19 protein-coding genes are annotated in these 19006 nt (G+C 73.0%); 16 read left to right on the forward strand and 3 right to left on the reverse strand.

Annotated elements, in window-relative coordinates:
* The first annotated feature begins 52 nt into the window (after positions 1–52).
* The 3 genes from ACZ7P3_RS28725 (at position 53) to ACZ7P3_RS28735 (ending at position 2881) form a co-directional block, all read left to right on the forward strand.
* Complete coding sequence (locus tag ACZ7P3_RS28725; RefSeq protein ID WP_472086002.1) at positions 53–1111, forward strand: permease; 1059 nt, start codon at positions 53–55, stop codon at positions 1109–1111.
* A complete protein-coding gene (locus tag ACZ7P3_RS28730; protein WP_472086004.1) occupies positions 1108–1923 on the forward strand; it encodes a TIGR03943 family putative permease subunit in 816 nt (271 codons plus the stop codon). Before ACZ7P3_RS28725 ends, ACZ7P3_RS28730 begins: the two co-directional genes overlap by 4 nt.
* Positions 1924–2101: 178 nt before the next feature.
* The gene (locus ACZ7P3_RS28735) at positions 2102–2881 is read left to right on the forward strand and encodes a class E sortase (RefSeq protein WP_472086006.1); all 780 of its coding nucleotides are present in this window, start codon (positions 2102–2104) and stop codon (positions 2879–2881) included.
* 195 nt (positions 2882–3076) lie between these two features.
* Here ACZ7P3_RS28735 and ACZ7P3_RS28740 read toward each other — a convergent pair whose 3' ends face one another.
* Entirely contained in the window at positions 3077–4483 is a 1407-nt protein-coding gene (locus ACZ7P3_RS28740; protein WP_472086007.1) for an MFS transporter, read from the reverse strand.
* 68 nt (positions 4484–4551) lie between these two features.
* On the opposite strand from ACZ7P3_RS28740, the gene ACZ7P3_RS28745 reads away from it, so the two are divergent.
* The 4 genes from ACZ7P3_RS28745 (at position 4552) to ACZ7P3_RS28760 (ending at position 7374) form a co-directional block, all read left to right on the forward strand.
* Positions 4552–5079 (forward strand): winged helix-turn-helix transcriptional regulator, encoded by a 528-nt coding sequence (locus ACZ7P3_RS28745; protein ID WP_472086009.1) that lies wholly within the window; start codon positions 4552–4554, stop codon positions 5077–5079.
* Positions 5080–5159: 80 nt separating this feature from the next.
* Positions 5160–5486: a DUF6412 domain-containing protein gene (locus ACZ7P3_RS28750; RefSeq protein WP_472086011.1), complete on the forward strand. Its 327-nt coding sequence runs from the start codon at positions 5160–5162 to the stop codon at positions 5484–5486.
* A gap of 156 nt (positions 5487–5642) precedes the next feature.
* Positions 5643–6365, forward strand: a complete 723-nt coding sequence (locus tag ACZ7P3_RS28755; protein ID WP_472086013.1) for a YidC/Oxa1 family membrane protein insertase — start codon at positions 5643–5645, stop codon at positions 6363–6365.
* A 151-nt stretch (positions 6366–6516) separates the two neighbouring features.
* Entirely contained in the window at positions 6517–7374 is an 858-nt protein-coding gene (locus ACZ7P3_RS28760; protein WP_472086015.1) for a fumarylacetoacetate hydrolase family protein, read from the forward strand.
* Between the two features lie 362 nt (positions 7375–7736).
* Here the strand turns inward: ACZ7P3_RS28760 and ACZ7P3_RS28765 are convergent, their stop codons facing one another.
* On the reverse strand, positions 7737–8237 hold the full coding sequence (locus ACZ7P3_RS28765) for a heme-degrading domain-containing protein (protein WP_472086016.1): 501 nt from the start codon (positions 8235–8237) through the stop codon (positions 7737–7739).
* A complete protein-coding gene (locus tag ACZ7P3_RS28770) occupies positions 8237–9304 on the reverse strand; it encodes a Gfo/Idh/MocA family protein (protein WP_472086017.1) in 1068 nt (355 codons plus the stop codon). The genes ACZ7P3_RS28765 and ACZ7P3_RS28770 overlap by 1 nt, the downstream gene beginning before the upstream one ends.
* A gap of 48 nt (positions 9305–9352) precedes the next feature.
* Here ACZ7P3_RS28770 and ACZ7P3_RS28775 point away from each other — a divergent pair, with 48 nt between their 5' ends.
* The 9 genes from ACZ7P3_RS28775 (at position 9353) to ACZ7P3_RS28815 (ending at position 18829) form a co-directional block, all read left to right on the forward strand.
* The gene (locus ACZ7P3_RS28775; protein ID WP_472086019.1) at positions 9353–10495 is read left to right on the forward strand and encodes an ROK family transcriptional regulator; all 1143 of its coding nucleotides are present in this window, start codon (positions 9353–9355) and stop codon (positions 10493–10495) included.
* An 801-nt stretch (positions 10496–11296) separates the two neighbouring features.
* The gene (locus tag ACZ7P3_RS28780) at positions 11297–12217 is read left to right on the forward strand and encodes a hypothetical protein (protein ID WP_472086021.1); all 921 of its coding nucleotides are present in this window, start codon (positions 11297–11299) and stop codon (positions 12215–12217) included.
* Between the two features lie 49 nt (positions 12218–12266).
* Positions 12267–13022 carry a GntR family transcriptional regulator gene (locus tag ACZ7P3_RS28785; RefSeq protein WP_472086022.1) on the forward strand — a complete coding sequence of 252 codons (756 nt, stop codon included), beginning with the start codon at positions 12267–12269 and terminating at the stop codon, positions 13020–13022.
* 140 nt (positions 13023–13162) lie between these two features.
* Complete coding sequence (locus ACZ7P3_RS28790) at positions 13163–14287, forward strand: TIGR03364 family FAD-dependent oxidoreductase (RefSeq protein ID WP_472086023.1); 1125 nt, start codon at positions 13163–13165, stop codon at positions 14285–14287.
* Positions 14284–15000 (forward strand): phosphonatase-like hydrolase, encoded by a 717-nt coding sequence (locus ACZ7P3_RS28795; protein WP_472086024.1) that lies wholly within the window; start codon positions 14284–14286, stop codon positions 14998–15000. Before ACZ7P3_RS28790 ends, ACZ7P3_RS28795 begins: the two co-directional genes overlap by 4 nt.
* A gap of 1 nt (position 15001) precedes the next feature.
* On the forward strand, positions 15002–16048 hold the full coding sequence (locus ACZ7P3_RS28800; RefSeq protein WP_472086025.1) for an ABC transporter ATP-binding protein: 1047 nt from the start codon (positions 15002–15004) through the stop codon (positions 16046–16048).
* A complete protein-coding gene (locus ACZ7P3_RS28805) occupies positions 16041–16910 on the forward strand; it encodes a 2-aminoethylphosphonate ABC transporter permease subunit (protein ID WP_472086027.1) in 870 nt (289 codons plus the stop codon). The genes ACZ7P3_RS28800 and ACZ7P3_RS28805 overlap by 8 nt, the downstream gene beginning before the upstream one ends.
* Complete coding sequence (locus tag ACZ7P3_RS28810) at positions 16897–17694, forward strand: ABC transporter permease (protein ID WP_472086028.1); 798 nt, start codon at positions 16897–16899, stop codon at positions 17692–17694. Before ACZ7P3_RS28805 ends, ACZ7P3_RS28810 begins: the two co-directional genes overlap by 14 nt.
* 79 nt (positions 17695–17773) lie before the next feature.
* A complete protein-coding gene (locus ACZ7P3_RS28815) occupies positions 17774–18829 on the forward strand; it encodes a 2-aminoethylphosphonate ABC transporter substrate-binding protein (protein ID WP_472086029.1) in 1056 nt (351 codons plus the stop codon).
* The last annotated feature ends 177 nt before the right edge of the window (positions 18830–19006 follow it).

A 19006-nucleotide genomic window follows, 5' to 3' on the forward strand; every position in this document is an offset into this window, starting at 1 on the left:
CGGCCGACGGCGACCGCTATGTTCGACGCGGACATCGACAAGCGGAGTCGGCATGGAGAAGACGGGTGCCCTGGTCGCCGGGGACCGTGCGGCGGACGGTGCCGCGGCCGGTGCGGGGCCCGCACCCGGCGGGTACGAGGACGGCTCGCGGCCCGAGCCGCCCCGGCACTGGCCGCTGCTCCTGCTGGGGGCCGCCGTCGTCCCCGGTACGGCCGTCATTCTCCTCGGGCGCTGGGGGGACGCCCCCGCCGTGCAGGCCTGGCGGACCGTGTGCCTGGCCGTCACGGTGCAGGCCCTGCCCTTCCTGCTGCTGGGCACGGCCCTGTCCGGCGCGATCAACGCGTTCGTGCCGGAGCGGGTGTTCAGCCGGGTGCTGCCGCGCCGGCCCGCGCTCGCCGTTCCGGTCGCCGGTGTCGCCGGGGTCGTCCTGCCCGGGTGCGAGTGTGCCTCGGTACCGGTGGCGAGCAGCCTGATCGGGCGCGGGGTCGCCCCGGCCGCCGCCTTCGCCTTCCTGCTGTCCGCCCCGGCCATCAACCCGGTCGTGCTCACCGCCACCGCCATCGCCTTCCCCGGGAACCCCGCCATGGTGCTGGCCCGGCTGGTCGCTTCGCTCGTCACCGCCGTGGTCATGGGGTGGCTGTGGCTGCGGTTCGGGCGGACGGAGTGGCTGCGGCCGACCGCGCGGCACACCGGGCATCGGCACGGGCACAGCCGGTGGAACGAGTTCCGGCTGGGCTTCCAGCACGACTTCCTGCACGCCGGTGGGTTTCTCGTGCTCGGGGCCATGGCGGCCGCCACCTTCAATGTCGCCGTTCCCCGGTCCGTGCTCGACACCTTCGCCGGGGCACCCTGGCTGTCCGTGCTCTTCCTGGCCGGGCTCGCCGTGCTGCTCGCCGTGTGTTCCGAGGCCGACGCCTTTCTCGCCGCCTCGCTGACCGGGTTCCCGCCGCTTGCGCGGCTCACGTTCATGGTGGTGGGACCCATGGTCGACCTGAAGCTCATCGCTCTTCAGGCGGGGACCTTCGGCCGGGCCTTCGCCGTACGGTTCTCCGCCGCCACCGTCGTCGTCGCCGTCGCGTGCAGCTCGCTGATCGGCGGGGTGCTGCTGTGAAGCGAATCCTCCAGGCGTTCCTGCTCGCGCTCTGCGGGCTCGGGCTGCTGCACGTCTCCCTCTTCACCGACCTGTGCCTGAGGTACGTCAAGGAAGGCATGCGGCCCCTGCTCGTCGCCTCCGGCGTCGTGCTGCTCCTGCTGGGCCTGGCAAGCGCCGTGCTCGACAGACAGGGGGGAGAGGGACTCGACAGACAGGGAGGAGAGGGAAAGGAGAAAGGGAACGAGGAAGAGGACGAGGACGAGCACGAGGGAGGAGAGGGGTTCGGCGGGCACGGTGGCGAAGAGGGGCACGGGCACGATCACAGCTCCCTGCCCCGCGTCGCCTGGCTGCTCCTCCTCCCGGCGCTCAGCCTGCTCTGCTACGCCCCGCCCGCCCTCGGCGCCTACACCGCCTCCCGGCAGCCGCCCAAGGCCGTCGCCGAGCAGAGCGACTTCGATCCGCTGCCCGGCACCTCGCCGGTCCCCCTGACCCTCTCCGACTTCACCAGCCGGGTGCGGCAGGACCGGGCGCAGGCCATCAAGGGGCGCAGCATCCGGATGACCGGGTTCGTCACCCCCGTTCGGCCGGGCGTGAGCTGGGACCTGACGCGGATCATCCTCAACTGCTGTGCGGCGGACGCCCAGTCCGTGAAGGTGCGCGTCTACGGCGGTCCCGTGCTGCCCGCCAACACATGGGTGACCGTGACCGGCACCTGGCACGCCGGCGGGAAGCTGGGCACCGGCTCCGCCACGGTCGCGCTCGACGCCCGTACGGTCGAGAAGGTCGCCCGGCCGGTGAACGGATACCAGGACGCCCTTCCACTGCCCTGAGCCGCAGCATGAATACTGCCCTGAGCCGCAGCATGAACGGTGACTCCGGCCTGCCGCGCGCAGGGTGACTCCGGCCGGTGACGTCAGGGGGTTCCCGGCGGTCGGAACCCCTGCTGCTCTGGCGAGTTGGCGCGCCTCGCCCTATCGTGCGGGCGGCTCCCGGGAGGTGAGTGTGCGGATGCGAGTCGTACGGCACCGTGATCGGCGCAGGCGGGCGAAGTGGCGGCGGGGGCTGTGGGCCGGCGGCGAGGTGCTCGTCACCGCCGGGGTCGTGCTCCTGCTGCTCGTCGTGCATCAGCTGTGGTGGACCAACCGGGAGGCCCGGCAGGGAGCCGCACGGAAAGTGGAGGCCCTGGAGAAGGAGTGGGGCACGCGCGGTGAGGGCGGTCCGGCACCGGGCGCGACGCCCTCGGCGCAGGCATCGGCCCGGCCGGCGACGGGCGCGCCCGGCCGTGCGGGGCGGCGGCCGGACGACGCCGCCGTCGTCTCCGGGCGCCCCCGTGCCTCCCAGGCGTACGCCGTCCTCACCATCCCCCGGCTGCACCTCCGCGTCCCCGTCGCCGAAGGCGTGAGCAAGCCGGACGTGCTCAACAAGGGGTACGTCGGTCACTACCCCGGCACCCAGCAGCCCGGCCAGGCCGGGAACTTCGCGCTCGCCGGGCACCGGAACACCCACGGCGAGCCCTTCCGGTACCTCCCTCGGCTGCGGCTCAGGGACACCATCCGGGTCGAGACGGCGACGGCGACGTACACGTACGCCGTCGACAAGGTTCTGCCGCAGACGTCGTCGAGGGACTCCGGGGTCGTACGGCCCGTGCCGCGGTCGCTCGTCAGGCCCTCCTACGGGTACGACCGGCCCGGCTACTACATCACGCTGACCACCTGCACTCCCGAGTTCACCTCGCGCTACCGGATGGCGGTGTGGGGGAAGCTGGTGTCGATGCGGCCCCGGGGGTAGCCCCGGGTGGGCCGGCCGGTCCTGACGGTGGCGGCCCAGGAGAACCCCCGAAGACCCGCGGCTCGCGTCCGCTCACCTCAGCTTCCCGCTCACCCCGGCTCCCGTTCCGGCTCACTCCGGCTCCCGTTCCCGTTCACCCCCGCTCCCGCTCCCGCTCCGGCTCCGGCTCACGCCCGCTCCCGCTCCCGCTCCGGCTCACGCCCGCTCCCGCAGCACCACCACACTCGCCGCCCCGAGCACGGCCAGGCCCGCCGACACCACCATCGCCAGGTCCGCGCCCCGGGCCAGGCCCGCGCCGGACGACGTGACGAGTGCGATCGTCAGGGCCACGCCCGCGCAGGAGCCGATGTAGCGGAACGTCTGCTGGGCGCCGGAGCCCATGGCCGCCCGCTCGGTGGGGACCGACTCCACCGACACGAGGGGCAGTGCGGCGTTCAGCAGGCCGCTGCCGACGCCGCCGATCACCAGGCCCGGCAGCAGCCGCACCCACGAGCCCGCGCCGATCGCGCCCAGCATCGCCAGCGCGCCCACCGCGTGCAGCAGGAAACCGGTGGCGAGCTGCCACCGCGGGCTGACCCGGCCCGCCAGCCGCTTCGCCTGCAGGGCCACCGCGAAGGACAGACCGGACCACAGCAGGAGCAGCCAGGCCGTGTTCATCGCGGACAGGTGCAGCGTCTGCTGGAGCAGGGCGGGGAGGTAACTGAAGAGGCCGATCACCGTCAGACCGGTGAACAGGCCGCCGGCCGCGGACGCCAGGAAGCGGGGCCGGCGCAGCAGCGAGAGGTCGAGCATGGGGGTCCGGGTCCGGTGCTCCACCAGCGCGAACAGGGCCATCAGGGCCACCACCGCGGCCAGCAGCAGGCCCACCGGTGTCCGCAGCCAGCCGTCCCGGCCCAGGGTCAGGGCCGCCACCAGGGCAACCAGCGCCGAGCCGAAGGTCAGTGCGCCGAGGACGTCGGGGCGGCCGCCCTGGGAGGCCTTCGACTCCTTCAGGGGCCGCAGCCCGAGCGCCGCCACCAGCAGCGCCGCCGCGCCCAGGACGCCGTACGCCACCCGCCAGGACGGCATCGCCCCCGAGACCAGCGGGCCCGCCGCGATGCCGCCGCTCACGAACGCGCCCCACACACCGGTCGCGTGCAGCCGGCCGCGCGGGCTCGGGAAGGCCGTCACCAGCAGGCCCAGGCTGCTCGCCAGGATCGCCGCGCTCGCCGCGCCCTGGGCGATGCGGGCCAGGGTGAACAGGAGGGTGGAGGTCGTCAGGCCGCCCAGCGCCGTGGTCAGGCCGAGGGCGAGCGTGCCGCTGAGGAAGACGCGGCGCCGGCCGTAGTCGTCGGCCAGGCTGCCGGCCACCAGGAGGAGGGCGGCCAGGCCGAGCGGGGTGCCGTTCAGGAGCCAGGCCTGGGCGGAGAGCGGGGTGTGCAGGTCGGCCGCGGTGTCCGGGAGCGTGACCATCGGGGCCGTGTACGTCATGAGGGCCACGGCGGTCGCGGCGCTGGTCAGGGCCAGAGTGGCGCGGGGGTGCGGGGGTGCTGGGGGGCGGGTGTCCCGTCGTACGGCCGTGGGCTGCCGCAGGGTGACGGTTCTTTCATTGAACCTAGGCATGTTCCCCACCGTAGCATCATCAGTTCGGTCACTGAACCAACGGGCGGAAAATGGTTACAGTGGACCGCATGGCACTGGGCAAGGACTACGCGACACAGGAATGCTCGATCGCCCGCGCGCTGGAGGTCGTCGGCGAGCGGTGGACGCTCCTCGTCGTCCGCGACGCGCTCTACGGCATCCGGCGCTACAACGACTTCCTCGTCCACCTCGGCATCCCGCGCGCCGTCCTCTCGGCCCGGCTCAAGACGCTCACCGAGGAGGGGATCCTGGAAAAACACCGGTACCAGGAGGCACCCCCGCGCGACGAGTACGTCGTCACCGAGCGCGGTATCGCGCTCTGGCCTGCGCTGCGGGCCCTCGCGCTGTGGGGCCGCGAGAACTTCCAGGAGGCCCAGCTGCGGTCCTTCCGGCACGCGGAGTGCGGCACCGAACTCGGGCCGTACGGCGAATGCCCGGCCTGTGGAACCAATGTGCCCGTCGCGGACGTTGTACTGGTGCCGGGCCCGGGACTCGATCCTGCCCCGGCGGATCCGGTCAGCAGGGCGCTGCTCAGGCCGAAGCGGCTGCTGGAGCCCCTCCAGACCGATCCTGTATAACGGGAGCGGTCATAGCGGGACCGGTCCGCAACAGCCACGGATCGGGTAACAGAAGCGCAGGTCAGGGGAAGGGGGAGGCTATGGTCCGCCGTCATGCCGGCGCCACACGCCCCGTCGCCCTCCTGCTGCTCCTGGTGAACGTGCTGCTCCTGCAGGCCGCACTCCTGGACACCGGCAGCCTCTCCACCACCGTCGCGCTCGCCGCGACCGCCGCCGCCGGATCCGCGCTCGCCGCCTGCTCACTGCTCGCCGCCCGCTCCGCACCCGCCGTCCCGCCCACCCGGATCCGTACGGCGATACGCGACCGGGCCCGCCGTACGGCCTTCCTGCCGCAGCGCGACCCCGACGCCTCGGGGCGCCGCCGGCCCCGGGCACCCGGACACGCCCTCGCGACGACCTGCGCGTAGGGCACACCCGCCGTCAGCGATACGTGACCCCGCGCGGGTCGTCATGCCGCCATGCCATGTCCCCTCGCATGCCATGTCCCGTCACATGCCATGCCTGAGCACATGCCATGCCCCGTCACCGGCACGACGACACACCCCGTCACGGAGGGTCCACCCATGTCCGTTTTCGCCCACCTGGTCCAGCAGCTCGCCGACCTGCTCCAACCGCTCTTCCACGCCTCCGCGGCCGCCGCCGCGATCGTCCTGTTCACCGCACTCGTACGACTCCTCGTGCACCCGCTCTCCCGGGCCGCCGCCAGAGGCCAGCGCGCCCGTGCCGCGCTCCAGCCGAAGATCGCCGAGCTGCGCAAGAGGCACGCGAAGGACCCCGAGCGGCTGCAGAAGGCGGTGCTGGACCTGCACACCGAGGAAAAGGTCTCCCCGCTCTCCGGCGTCCTGCCCGGCCTGCTCCAGCTGCCCGCCTTCTTCCTGCTCTACCACCTCTTCTCCAACTCCTCGGTCGGCGGCGAGACCAACGGACTGCTGACCCACCAGCTGTTCGCGGCGCCGCTCGGCGGGCACTGGGCCGACGCCCTCGCCGACGGCGGGGTCCTCGGGGCGGCCGGGCTCGTCTACCTGGCTCTCTTCGCCTTCGTCGCGGCCGTCGCCGCCTTCAACTACCGGCGCACCAAGCTGATGATGGCGAAGAACCCGGTCCCGGTGCCGGCCACGGCAGGCGAGGGGCAGCGGGTGCCGGGGCTCGGCGCGGTCAACAAGCTCATGCCGTTCATGTCCTTCTTCACGCTCGTCACCGTGGCGGTGGTACCGCTCGCTGCCGCGCTGTACGTCGTCACCAGCACGACGTGGAGTGCGGTGGAACGCGCCGCGCTGTACCGCTGAACCGCTGGAACCGCATCGGGGGACCGGCCGGGGTTACGGTCCAGTACCTGAACAGGGTCTTGCGGAGTGGACGGGCGGGTTGGAGGATCGACCAGTCCTCCGATGGCTGCACCCATCGGTCGGGCGCCCGCGATCGAGGGAGATTGTGACCATGAAGCTGCTGCGAGTCGGTACGGCCGGTGCGGAGCGACCCGCGCTGCTCGACGCCGGGGGAACCTTGCGGGACCTGTCGGGGATCGTGGACGACATCGACGGGGCGCTGCTCGCCGACGCCGACGCGCTCGGCCGGGTACGGGCGGCCGCCGAGAACGGCGGGCTGCCCGCGCTGGACGCGGCGGGCCTCAGGATCGGGCCGCCGCTCGGCCGGATCGGCAAGGTCGTGTGCATCGGGCTCAACTACCACGACCACGCCCGCGAGACGGGGGCCGAGCCGCCCGCCGAGCCCGTGATCTTCTTCAAGGCCGCGGACACGGTCGTCGGGCCGAACGACACCGTGCTCGTGCCGCGCGGGTCCGCGAAGACCGACTGGGAGGTGGAGCTGGCCGTCGTCGTCGGACGTACGGCCCGCTACCTGGAGTCGGCCGAGGACGGGCTCGCGCACGTCGCCGGGTACGCGGTGGCGCACGACGTGTCCGAGCGGGAGTTCCAGATCGAGCGGGGCGGGACCTGGGACAAGGGGAAGAACTGCGAGACGTTCAATCCGCTGGGGCCGTGGCTGGTCACCGCGGACGAGGTGGCCGACCCGCAGCGGCTCCCGCTGAAGCTGTGGGTGAACGGGGAGCTGAAGCAGGACGGGAGCACCGCCGAGCAGATCTTTCCCGTGGGGGAAGTCGTGCGCTACGTCAGCCAGTTCATGACCCTGTACCCCGGGGACGTCATCAACACGGGGACGCCGGCGGGCGTGGCCATGGGGCAGCCCGAGCCCAAGCCGTATCTTCGGGCCGGGGACGTGGTGGAGCTGGAGATCGAGGGGCTTGGGCGGCAGCGGCAGGAACTGAAGAACGCGTAGCGCTTCGCCGGGGGCGCCGGGGGCGCCGGGGGCGCCGGGGGCGCCGGGGACGTCGGTCGTGCGGCGACTGCAGGCTTGTTGTGGCTGGTCGCGCAGTTCCCCGCGCCCCTTTTGTGCCCGCTGCGCCTCCATGAGGGCCGTGGGGGTTCGGTTGTGCGGCGACTGCAGGTTCGTCGTGCCTGGTCGCGCAGTTCCCCGCGCCCCTTTTGTTGTCGGCTGCGCCTCCATGAAGGCCGTGGGACTTCGGTCGTGCGGCGGCCGCGGGCTCGTCGTTCATGGGCGGGGGCCCCTCCGGCCGAGGGTGGTTGTGTGACGGGTGTCACATCACTGTCAGCCGGAGGGTGCGCCCGGGTAATCCCCGGTCAGCTGTCCAGGAACTGTTCCAGTGCCGCTACGACGAACTTGTGGTCCTGGAGCTGGGGGAGGCCCGAGACCGTCACCGCGCCGACGACGCCCGCGTTCTCGACGTGGACCGGGAACGAGCCGCCGTGCGCCGCGTAGACGTCGGGGTCGAGGCGGGAGGACTCCTCGAACGTCGTGCCCTTGGCGCGGAAGCGGGCGCCGACCAGGTAGGAGGAGGCGCCGTAGCGCTCCACCACCCGGCGCTTGCGGGCGATCCAGGCGTCGTTGTCGGGGGTGGAGCCGGGCAGGGCGGCGTGGAAGAGCTGCTGGCCGGCGCGGTGGATGTCGATGGCGACCGGGGCCCGGCGCTCCCTGGCCAGCTCGACCAGGAGGGAGCCGAGGGTCCAGGCGTCGTCGTACGTGAACTGCCGGAAGACCAGACGGCGTTCCTGTGCCTCCAGCTCCTCCACGCTCGGGGTGATCTCGGGGGCGAACTTCGGGGTGATCTGCGGGTGGTGCATCAGAGGGTCACCGTCACCTTGTCGCGGGCGGACCGGCGGGCCGCCTCCAGTACGTCGAGGGCCGCGGCCGCCTCCAGGGCGGTCACCGGGTTGGGTCCGGCGCCGGTCAGGGCCGCAGCCACGGCCGCGTAGTAGGCCGGGTAGTCGCCCGGCACGGTCGGTACGGGGCTGCCGCCGCCGCTCAGCGGGGACTCACCGGCGCCGAGCCGGCCCCACAGGGACTCGGGCTCGGCGCCCCAGCGGGGGCCCGGGCGCAGGCCTTCGCGCAGGGCCGCCTCCTGCGGGTCCAGGCCGTACTTCACATAGCCCGCCTGCGAGCCCAGGACCCGGAAGCGCGGGCCGAGCTGGGCCGTGGTGGCGGAGACGTAGAGGTGGGAGCGGACGCCGTTCGCGTGGGTGAGCGCGATGAAGGTGTCGTCGTCGGTCTCGGCGCCGGGGCGGCGGACGTCCGTCTCGGCGTACACCTCGGTGGCCGGGCCGAACAGGACCAGGGCCTGGTCGACGACATGGCTGCCGAGGTCGTAGAGCAGACCTCCGATCTCTGCCGGGTCGCCGGACTCGCGCCAGCCGCCCTTCGGCTGCGGGCGCCAGCGCTCGAAGCGGGACTCGAAGCGCCAGGCGTCACCCAGCGCGCCGTCCTCCAGCAGCTTGCGCAGGGTCAGGAAGTCGTTGTCCCAGCGGCGGTTCTGGAAGACCGAGAGCAGCAGGCCGCGCTCCTCGGCGAGGGCGGCGAGGACCCGTGCCTCGGCGGCGGTGCCGGCGACCGGCTTGTCGACCACGACCGGCAGGCCCGCCCGGAGCGCGGTGGTGGCGAGCGGGACGTGCGTCCTGTTCGGGGACGCGACGACGATCAGGTCCAGCTCGCCGGCGCGGTCGAACAGCTCCTCGGGGCCGTCGGCCACCCGGACGTCCTCGAACTCCGCCCGGGCCTGTTCCTGCCGCTCGGGGTTCGAGGTGACCACGGTGTCCAGGGCAAGGCCCTCGGTGGCGGCGATCAGCGGGGCGTGGAAGACGGAGCCTGCGAGGCCGTAGCCGATCAGGCCGACGCGGAGGGGGGTACCAGTCATGCGTCCTACTTTCGCAACGCTGTTGCCAAAGTGCAAGCGGCGGGGAGAATGGATGGCGTGAACAGGACGAGGACCGGCGGGCCGGTGGGAGCGAATCTCTTCGCGGTGCGCAGTCACAACACCGCGCTGGTACTGGACCTGCTGAGGTCGGCCGGGAGCGAGGGCATCAGCCGGCTCGAGCTGGCCGAGCGGACCGGGCTGACCCCGCAGGCCGTCAGCAAGATCACCGCACGGCTGCGGGAGGCGGGGCTCGCGGCGGAGGCCGGGCGCCGGGCGTCCACCGGGGGCAAGCCGCGCACCGTGCTGCGGCTGGTGCCGGAGGCCGGGCACGCGGTGGGAGTGCATCTTGACCGGGACGAGCTGCGCGCGGTGCTGGTCGATCTCGACGGAGCCGTGGTGGGGGAGCGGCCCGCGGTGCTGGACCTCGGGGCCGGGGCGGAAGCGGTGCTGGGTGTGGTGGCCGGTGCGGTGGAGGGGCTGGTGCGGGAGGTGCCGGAAGCCGACGGCAGGCGGCTCGCCGAGGTCGCCTCGCTGCTCGGGGTGGGGGTGGCGCTTCCCGGTCCGCTCGACCATGCGGGCGGGGTGCTGCACCGGGTCACCGGGTTTCCGGAGTGGGAGGGGTTCGCGCTGCGGGACGCGCTCGCGGAGCGGCTGGGGGTGCCGGTCGTGGTCGACAAGGACACGAACGCCGCCGCGCTCGGGCTGGCGGTCGGGGGCGAGGGCGGGTCCTTCGCGTATCTGCACCTCGGTACGGGGCTGGGCGCCGGGCTGGTGATCGGCGGCAGCGTGCATCGGGGGGCGCGGACCGGGGCGGGGGAGTTCGGGCACCAGGTCCTTCAGCTGGACGGGCCCGCGTGCGAGTGCGGGGACCGGGGGTGCGTGGAGGCGCTGTGCCTGGCGGCCGTGGGGCGGGGAGAGACGGCGGAGGCGGCACGGGTGCTGGGGGTGGGGGCCGGGAATCTGGTGGCGCTGCTGGACATCGACCTGGTGCTGCTCGGGGGGCGGACGGTTGCCGCGGCGCCGCGGGAGTTCGTCCGCGGGGTTGCCGAGGTGCTTGCCGCCCGGGCTCGGCGGGAGGGTGCGCTGGGCGGGGCGGTTCCGGTGCGGGTGGCTCCCGGCGGGGAGCGGCTCGTGGCGGAGGGGGCGGCACAGCTGCTGCTGGCACCGCTGTTCGGCCGAGCCGACGGCTGAGAACACCGCCGACGGGTCCATGTGCCGTCCGTTTGCCGGTGCGGTTCCGCTTGCCGGTCCGCTTGATGGCGCGGTTCCGTTTGCTGGTTCCGTTTGCTGGTGCTGGTGCTGGTGCCGGTGCCGGTGCCGGGGTCGGGGTCGGCCGGGATGGGTGTCGCTTGCCCGCGCTTGCGGGGTGCCGCCGCGCCCACCCGTGCCGCCCCAGTAGCGCGACTGCCCGCAGCTGGGGTACTGAACTGCATGCATACGCCCGCTGCGGCTCCTCAGGGGCGCGGGGAACTGCGCGATCGGCCCCCGTCGGCCCGCAGCCGGACGGCGGCCCGCGGTCGGGCGTCGGCCCGCGGTCGGGCGTAGGCCCGCGGTCGTGCGGCGGACTGTGCCCGGGCGGTGGCCCACGGTCGGCCGGTGTGTCGTAGCTGGGGTGCTGAGTCGCATGCATACGCCCGGCTGCGGCTCCTCAGGGGCGCGGGGAACTGCGCGATCGGCCCCCGCCGGCCCGCAGCCGGACGGCGGCCCGCATTCGCACGGCGCCCCCCCCCAGCCGAGCGCTGGCCCCCAGCCGAGCGCTGGCCCCCAGCCGAGCGCTGGCCCCCAGCCGAGCGCCGGCCCCCAGCCGAGCGCCGGCCCCCAGCCGAGCGCCGCCCCGCAGCCGGACGGCGGCCCCCGCCAGGCGGCAGCCCGCAGTTCCGCGGTGCTGCCCCGCTCCCGCCCCCCCGGTCCTCCGCTGATCGAGCGGACTTCGGTCGTCTTCCCGGAGTGGCACCCCCGTCCCCCGCCCCCACCCGGCAGGGTCATGTGTTCATGCGACTGTGCACGTCCCTGTCCCTCTGCCTTGCCGCAGCCGCCGTCCTCGTGCCCGTCTCGTCCGACGCCGCCCGCGCCGACACGGCAGCTCCCTCCTGCGCGGCGTCCGGCGGCCGTACCTTCCCGCTGGCCACCCGCATCCGTGGCGGCCCGGCCTCCTACGAGGCGGGCGGAGGCTACGGCACCTGGTACATCGACCTCACGAACACCACCCGCCTGACCTGCGCCGGCATCCACCCGGTCGTAGTCCTCGTCGACAGCAAACGCACCCTGGAGCCGTCCCAGGCCGAGCTGGACTTCTACGACGGTCCCCGCGCGCATCCCGTCACCTTCGAGAGCACCGACGAGCAGGAGCTGGTCGGCGTGCTGGACACCGAGGGGTTCGGCGGGTTCACCGTGGCCCCCGGGAAGACCGTGTCCGTCAAGGTCAGGCTCGCCCTCGCGCTGGACGCCCCCTCCGACCAGGTCACCGCCAACGCCGCCGTCGTCCAGCGCCGGGGCGAGGACGGCGACTGGGTCGGGCAGTCCAACGACTACCGCTTCGGGATCGGGCAGTACGAGGACGGCACGGGGGCGACGCAGGGAACGGAGGATCCGGAGAAGGGGGAGACGGCGGATCCCGAAGGGTCGGCGCAGCCGGATGGCTCGGCACCGCCGGAAGGCTCGGCGCAGCCGAACGGGACGGCGGATGCGGAGGCGACCGGGGCGGTCCCCGCCGGGACCCCTCGGCCCACTGCCGGCGGCGGCGACCCGGACGGCACCTCGTTCCCCTTCGCCGCGGAGGCCGAGGACGCGGGGGAGCGGGCCAGGGAACTCGCCCGCACCGGCCTAGGTCTCGCGCACGGTCTGCTCGCGGCCGTAGCCACGCTGGTCGCCGTCGGTGCCGGTGCCTTCGTGCTGGGGCGTCGGCGTCGCTGAGGTGTGGACCGCCCTGGGGCGGGCGCGTCCCGTCTGCGACGATCACTGCGTGGACTACCCGAACGACCAGGCCCCAGGCGCCCCCGTCCGCTCCGGCATCCCCGAGCACGGACGCATCCCGAAGTACTACGCGGTGAAGGCGCGCATCGCCGCACTGCTGGAGGAGCTGGGGGAGGGCAGCGTCATCCCCACCGAGCGCGATCTCGCCGAGCGGTACGACGTCGCCCGCGAGACCGTGCGGCAGGCCGTGCGGGAGCTGGTGCTGGAGGGGCGGCTGACGCGGCGCGGGCGGGGGACGGTCGTCGCCGGACCCAAGCTGGCCCAGCCGCTGTCCCTCGCCAGCTACACCGAGGGTGTGCGCAGACAGGGCCGTACACCGGGTCGTACGCTCGTCACGCTCGACCGCTTCCCCTGCCCCGAGCCGCTGGCCGCCGAGGCCGGACTCACCCGGGGCGAACCCGTCTGGCACCTGGAGCGGGTGCTGCTCGCCGACGACGAGCGGGTCGGCCTGGAGAGCACGTACGTCGCCGTCGCCCGGCTGCCGAGGCTGGACACGGACTTCGCCCCCGACTCGTCCTTCTACGCCTACCTCAAGGCCGAGGGCATCGTCTTCGCCGACGCCGACGAGCGCATCGAGACCGTGCTGGCGACCCCCCGTGAGGCCCTGCTCATCGGCACCCCGCCCGCCCTGCCCATGCTGCTGATCCACCGCCTCTCCCGGGACACCGAGGGGCGGCCGCTGGAGCGCGTGCGCACCCTGTACCGCGGAGACCGGTTCTCCTTCACGGCTCACCTCAGCGGCTGATAACGGCCTGAAATCACCCATCGGACCCCGCTCGAATGTCACGAGAACATAACGGGTCTAGCCCAAACGTGATGGGTCGTTCACGCTCCCGTTGTCAGTCGGACCCTTTCGGTTCCCCGACCCCGAGGAGCGTTGCAGCCGTGAGAGTGACAGTCGTTGGAGCAGGCGTGGTGGGCACCATGCACGCCTGGCAAGCAGTGGAACGCGGCCACCAGGTCGTCCAGATCGAGCGTGAGGCGGAGGCGCGCGGCGCCTCGCTGCGCAATTTCGGCCAGATCTGGGTCAGCGGGCGCGCCGGTGGAGAAGAGCTGGAGACCGCCCTGCGGGCGCGGGAGCTGTGGGAGGGGATCGGCCGGCGGGTGCCCGGGCTCGGGTTCCGTGCCAACGGGTCCCTGACCCCCGTACGCGGAGCCCTCGAACTCGCCGTCGCCGAGGCCGCGGTGGCCCGCCCGGACGCCGCCGCCCGCGGCTACAAGCTGCTCACCGCCGACGAGGCGCGGGCCGTCAACCCCGCCCTGCGCGGTGCCTTCGACGCCGCCCTGTACTGCGAGCGCGACGCCGCCGTCGAGCCGCGCACCGCGCAGCTCGCCCTGCGCGAAGAGCTGCTGAAGTCCCCGAACTACACCTTCCTGCCGGGGCGCGAGGTGCGCGAGGTGGTCGGTGCCGGGGCCGTCCGCGACGACCACGGAGACGTGCACCACGCGGACGCCGTCGTCCTGGCCACCGGCGCCTGGCTCGGCGGACTCGTCCGCGAGCTCGCCGGACCGGACCTGCCCGTGCGCCGGGTCCGCCTGCAGATGATGCAGACCGACCCGCTGGGCGAGCCGCTCACCACCTCGGTCGCGGACGCCGACAGCTTCCGCTACTACCCGGCCTACGCCTCCCCGGAGCTCGACGCGCTCAACGCCGGCCAGGCGCAGGCGGCCACCGCCGCCGAGCACAAGATGCAGCTGCTCATGGTGCAGCGCACCGACGGCGGCCTGACCATCGGCGACACCCACGAGTACAAGCACCCCTTCGCCTTCGACACGCTGGAGGGCCCCTACGACCACCTCATCGGTGTGGTCGAGTCCTTCCTCGGCCGCCCGCTGCCGAAGATCCGGCGCCGCTGGGCCGGCGTGTACGCGCAGTGCACCGACACGAGCCGGGTCGTCCACCGGCAGCAGGTGAGCGACGGAGTGTGGCTGGTCACCGGGCCCGGCGGGCGCGGCATGACCTGCTCGCCCGCGATAGCCGAAACGACCGCGAACGAACTGGGCTGGTGAGAGAGTTGACCACCGACATCCGCGACACCCGCGACATCCGTCTCGTCGTCCTCGACATGGCCGGCACCACCGTCGCCGACGGCGGCCTGGTCGAGCGCGCCTTCGAAGCGGCCGCCGCCGAGCTGGGCGTCGAGCCCGGCTCCGCCGACCACACCGAGAAGCTCGACTACGTCCGGGCCACCATGGGCGAGTCCAAGATCTCCGTCTTCCGGCACCTCTTCGGCGCCGAGGACCTCGCCCAGCGGGCCAACGCCGCCTTCGAGAAGGCGTACGGCGACCTCGTCGACGCGGGCCTGATCGCCCCGGTCCCCGGCGCCCGCGAGGCCATCGAGGAACTGGCCGGCGGCGGCCGTACCGTCGTCCTGACCACCGGATTCGCCCGGGTCACCCAGGACGCCATCCTGGCCGCGCTCGGCTGGCAGGACCTCGTGCCGCTCACCCTGTGCCCGGCCGACGCCGGCGGACGCGGGCGGCCGTTCCCGGACATGGTCCTCCAGGCCTTCCTGCGGACCAAGGCCGCCGAGGACGTGCGGCAGGTCGCCGTCGTCGGCGACACCACCTACGACGTGCTCAGCGGCGTACGCGCCGGAGCGGGCCTGGTCGCGGGTGTCCGCACCGGCGCCCACGGCGACGACGCGTTCCGCGCGGCCGGCGCCACCCATGTCCTCGACTCCGTCGCCGGCCTGCCCGCCCTGCTCTCCGGAGCCCGGTGAGATGGGCATCCGCTTCGACTCCGTCACGGTCGCCTACGACGGCAACGTCGTCCTCGACTCGCTCGACCTGAGCGTCGAGCCAGGTGAGGTCATGGCACTCCTCGGGCCGTCCGGCTCCGGCAAGACCACCGCGCTGCGGGCGGTCGCCGGGTTCGTACGGCCCGCCTCCGGGCGCGTGTTCCTCGGCGACCGGGACGTGACGGACCTGCCGCCCCACCGGCGCGGCATCGGCATGGTCGTCCAGCAGTACGCCCTGTTCCCGCACATGCGGGTGGACGACAACGTGGCCTTCGGACTGAAGGCCCGCAAGGCCCCCAGGGGCGAGATACGGCAGCGGGTCGCCGAGGCGCTGGAGATGACCGGCATGGCCTCCTACGCCCGCCGCTACCCGCGGGAGCTGTCCGGCGGCCAGCAGCAGCGCGTCGCCATCGCCCGCGCGCTCGCCATCCGGCCGGACGTGCTGCTCCTGGACGAGCCGCTGTCCGCGCTGGACGCCCAGCTGCGCTCCGGGATGCTGGCCGAACTCGCCCGGCTGCACCGTGAACTGCCGGACGTGTCGATGCTGTACGTCACCCACGACCAGGTCGAGGCCCTCACGCTGGCCGACCGGATCGCGGTGATGGACAAGGCGCGGCTGCAGTCCTGCGGAACGCCGAGGGAGCTGTACCGGGCCCCGGCCAACGAGTTCACCGCGTCCTTCGTGGGCAACGCCAACCTGCTGCCGGTGACCGTCGGCCACGGCGGCGTCGGCTTCGGAGCAGCCGACCTGAAGGTCGACACCGCGGGCGCGCTCGCCGGCGCGCGGGCCACCCTGTGCGTACGGCCGCACCTGATCGGCCTCGGCGACGGACCCAACCGGATCACCGGCACCGTCAGCGAGATCCAGTGGCGGGGCTCCACCCACCGGCTCTACGTCGAGGTCGACGGGCACCAGGTGATGGCGGACCTGCGCGAGCTGAGGGACCCGCCGCTGCACGGAGACACGGTCGCCCTGCACTTCGCCCCCGACGACGCGACGCTGCTGCCCGCCGGGGTGAGCCATGGCTGAGGCCGTCACGAAAGCACGGGCCGTTCGTGGCCGGCCGCGCCGTTCCCCGCGCCCCTGGCTGGCTGTCCTGCCGCCGGTCGCCCTGCTCGCCCTCTTCTTCCTCTACCCCCTGGCCCTCGTCGTCCAGCAGTCCTTCCAGCCGGACTCCGGAGGCACCTCTCTCCGGCCCTACGCCGACGTCTTCGCCTCCGAGGCGTTCCGGCACGCGCTGTGGACCACCGTGTGGCTGGCCCTGGCCGCCACCGTCGGATGTCTGGTCCTCGGCTTCCTGCTGGCGCTGGTCATCGCGTTCGTGCCGTTCCCCGGCGCGAAGGCGGTCGCCAGGTTCGTGGACGTCTTCCTGTCCTTCCCGTCCTTCCTGATCACGCTGGCACTGCTGTTCATCTACGGCAGCGTCGGCATGGCCAACGGCCTGTGGACGGACGTCACCGGGGCGGCCGACGGCCCCTTCCAGTTCCTGACCACCCCCTGGGGGGTGCTGCTGGCGGAGATCACCTACTTCACACCGTTCGTGATGCGGCCGCTGCTGGCCGCCTTCTCCCAGCTCGACACCGCGCAGCTGGAGGCGGCCAGTTCGCTCGGCGCCCGCGCGCCGCGCATCGTGCGGCAGGTGATCCTGCCGGAGGCGCTGCCCGCGCTCGCGGCCGGCGGGAGCCTGGTCCTGGTCCTGTGCCTCAACGAGTTCGGGATCGTGCTCTTCACCGGGGCGAAAGGGGTCACGACCCTGCCGATGCTCGTCTACAGCAAGGCGATCCTCGAGTCCGACTATCCGGGCGCGTGCGTGGTCGCCGTCGTCAACGTCCTGATCTCCGTGGGGCTGTACGGCCTCTACCGGGTGGTGAGCCGTCGTGCTGGTGCATAGCCGCAAGGCCAAGTGGGCCGTATGGGCGGTGTTCCTCCTCCTGTTCCTGCCCCTGTTCGCCCTGCCCCTCCTCGTGGTCCTCGGCGCTTCCTTCGCCACCCACTGGTCCAGCGTCCTGCCCTCGGGCCTGACGACCGCCAACTACCGCTCCGCCACCCGCGGCGAGGCCCTCCAGGCCCTCACCACCAGCCTGGTCACGGCCGTCACCGCGAGCCTGCTCGCCCTGGCCGTCGGCACCTGGGCCGCGCTGGCCGGCGCGGCCCTGAAAAAACGCCACCGCCGTGTCCTCGACGCACTGTTCGTGCTGCCGGTCGCCGTGCCGTCCGTGGTGGTCGGACTGTCGGTCCTGGTGGCCTTCTCCAAGCCGCCGATGCTGCTCAACGGCACCCGGTGGATCGTGATCCTCGCCCACACCGTGCTGGTGACCGCCTTCGCCTACCAGTCCGTGTCGGCGGCGATCACCCGCCTCGACCCGGCGTACGAGCAGGCCGCCGCCTCCCTCGGCGCCCGGCCCGCGTACGTCCTGTGGCGGGTGCGGCTGCCGCTCCTGCTGCCCTCGCTCACCGCCGCAGCCGGCCTCTGCTTCGCCCTGTCCATGGGCGAGCTGAGCGCCACGATGATGCTCTACCCGCCCGACTGGACCCCGCTTCCCGTCCTGATCTACGCGGCCACCGACCGCGGCGCCCTGTTCTCGGGCTCCGCCGTCGCAGTGGTCCTCATGGCCGCGACCCTGCTCGTCCTGTTCGCCGTCTCCCGGGTCCGCACCAAGGCCTCCTACCGCTGACCCGGTAACGCCTCCTCCCGCTGAGCCCGCAACGCCTCCTCCCGCACGACCCCTTCCGCCGCAAGGAGTTCATCCCGCCATGCCCAGACACACCCTCAAGCTCGCCATCGCCGTCTCGCTCGTCGCCACCCCGCTGCTGTCCGCCTGCGACGGCACCTCCGCGGCCTCCGACGAGAAGGCCGTCACCGTCTACAGCGCCGACGGCCTCAAGGGCGAGAACGGCGACGGCTGGTACGACAAGGTCTTCGCCGACTTCACGAAGCAGACCGGGATCAAGGTCAAGTACGTCGAGGGCGGCTCCGGCGAGATGGTGCAGCGCGCCGTCCGCGAGAAGAACAACCCGCAGGCCGACGTGCTCGTCACCCTGCCGCCGTTCATCCAGCAGGCCGACGGCAAGGGCCTGCTGGAGAAGTACGAGCCCAAGGACTCCGTCCAGGTCAGCGGCGGCGACAAGGCCGCCGACGGCACCTGGACCTCCGTCGTCAACAACTACTTCGGCTTCGTCTACAACAAGAAGGAGCTGAAGAAGGCCCCCACCACCTGGGACGAGTTGCTCGACGGCAAGTACAAGAACAAGCTCCAGTACTCCACCCCCGGCGTCGCCGGCGACGGAACCGCCGTACTGATCAAGGCGATCCACGACTTCGGCGGCAAGGACGCGGCCCTCGCCTACCTGAAGAAGCTCCAGGCCAACAACGTCGGCCCGTCCGCCTCCACCGGCAAGCTCGCCCCGAAGGTCGACAAGGGCGAACTGGTGGTCGCCAACGGCGATGTGCAGATGAACTACGCCCAGTCCAAGACCATGCCCAACCTCGGCATCTGGTTCCCGGCGAAGCAGGGCGGCAAGCCCACCACGTTCGCCCTGCCCTACGCGGCCGGCCTGGTCACCAAGGCCCCGCACAGCGAGAACGGCAAGAAGCTGCTCGACTTCATGCTCGCGCAGAAGCAGCAGCAGGAGGTCAGCGAGATCGGCGGCGGCTTCAGCGCCCGCTCCGACGTCAAGGCCGTCGACGCCAACGCCATCGCGCTCGCCAAGCTGATGGACGGCGTGGACATCTTCGCGCCGGACTGGAACGACATCGACAAGAACCTCACGTCCTACGTCGAGGACTGGAAGTCCGCCACCGGCAGCTGAGCCCTCCGGGGCCCGGCGGCCCGTCCGGGTCCGGCAGCTGATCTCTCCGGGGCGCGGCCGCCCGACCGGGCCCGCCCCGCCGTACGCATCCGTCCCGCCGTACGCATCCGTCCCGCCGCCGTGGCCGGTCGGCGCAGTGCCCCGCACCCCCGGGGGAGCTGCCCGGTCCTCGGCCGC

The organism is Streptomyces sp. NPDC107581, from assembly GCF_055657175.1.

What these genes read in the sequence shown, in the direction of transcription:
- ACZ7P3_RS28780 (WP_472086021.1), top strand. Translation starts at nt 11,297, where the DNA reads ATGCGACTGTGCACGTCCCTGTCCCTCTGCCTTGCCGCAGCCGCCGTC.
- ACZ7P3_RS28735 (WP_472086006.1), top strand. Translation starts at nt 2,102, where the DNA reads ATGCGAGTCGTACGGCACCGTGATCGGCGCAGGCGGGCGAAGTGGCGG.
- ACZ7P3_RS28800 (WP_472086025.1), top strand. Translation starts at nt 15,002, where the DNA reads ATGGGCATCCGCTTCGACTCCGTCACGGTCGCCTACGACGGCAACGTC.
- ACZ7P3_RS28740 (WP_472086007.1), bottom strand. Translation starts at nt 4,483, where the DNA reads ATGCCTAGGTTCAATGAAAGAACCGTCACCCTGCGGCAGCCCACGGCC.
- ACZ7P3_RS28775 (WP_472086019.1), top strand. Translation starts at nt 9,353, where the DNA reads ATGGATGGCGTGAACAGGACGAGGACCGGCGGGCCGGTGGGAGCGAAT.
- ACZ7P3_RS28815 (WP_472086029.1), top strand. Translation starts at nt 17,774, where the DNA reads ATGCCCAGACACACCCTCAAGCTCGCCATCGCCGTCTCGCTCGTCGCC.
- ACZ7P3_RS28745 (WP_472086009.1), top strand. Translation starts at nt 4,552, where the DNA reads ATGGCACTGGGCAAGGACTACGCGACACAGGAATGCTCGATCGCCCGC.
- ACZ7P3_RS28770 (WP_472086017.1), bottom strand. Translation starts at nt 9,304, where the DNA reads ATGACTGGTACCCCCCTCCGCGTCGGCCTGATCGGCTACGGCCTCGCA.
- ACZ7P3_RS28805 (WP_472086027.1), top strand. Translation starts at nt 16,041, where the DNA reads ATGGCTGAGGCCGTCACGAAAGCACGGGCCGTTCGTGGCCGGCCGCGC.
- ACZ7P3_RS28765 (WP_472086016.1), bottom strand. Translation starts at nt 8,237, where the DNA reads ATGCACCACCCGCAGATCACCCCGAAGTTCGCCCCCGAGATCACCCCG.
- ACZ7P3_RS28750 (WP_472086011.1), top strand. Translation starts at nt 5,160, where the DNA reads ATGGTCCGCCGTCATGCCGGCGCCACACGCCCCGTCGCCCTCCTGCTG.
- ACZ7P3_RS28760 (WP_472086015.1), top strand. Translation starts at nt 6,517, where the DNA reads ATGAAGCTGCTGCGAGTCGGTACGGCCGGTGCGGAGCGACCCGCGCTG.
- ACZ7P3_RS28755 (WP_472086013.1), top strand. Translation starts at nt 5,643, where the DNA reads ATGTCCGTTTTCGCCCACCTGGTCCAGCAGCTCGCCGACCTGCTCCAA.
- ACZ7P3_RS28725 (WP_472086002.1), top strand. Translation starts at nt 53, where the DNA reads ATGGAGAAGACGGGTGCCCTGGTCGCCGGGGACCGTGCGGCGGACGGT.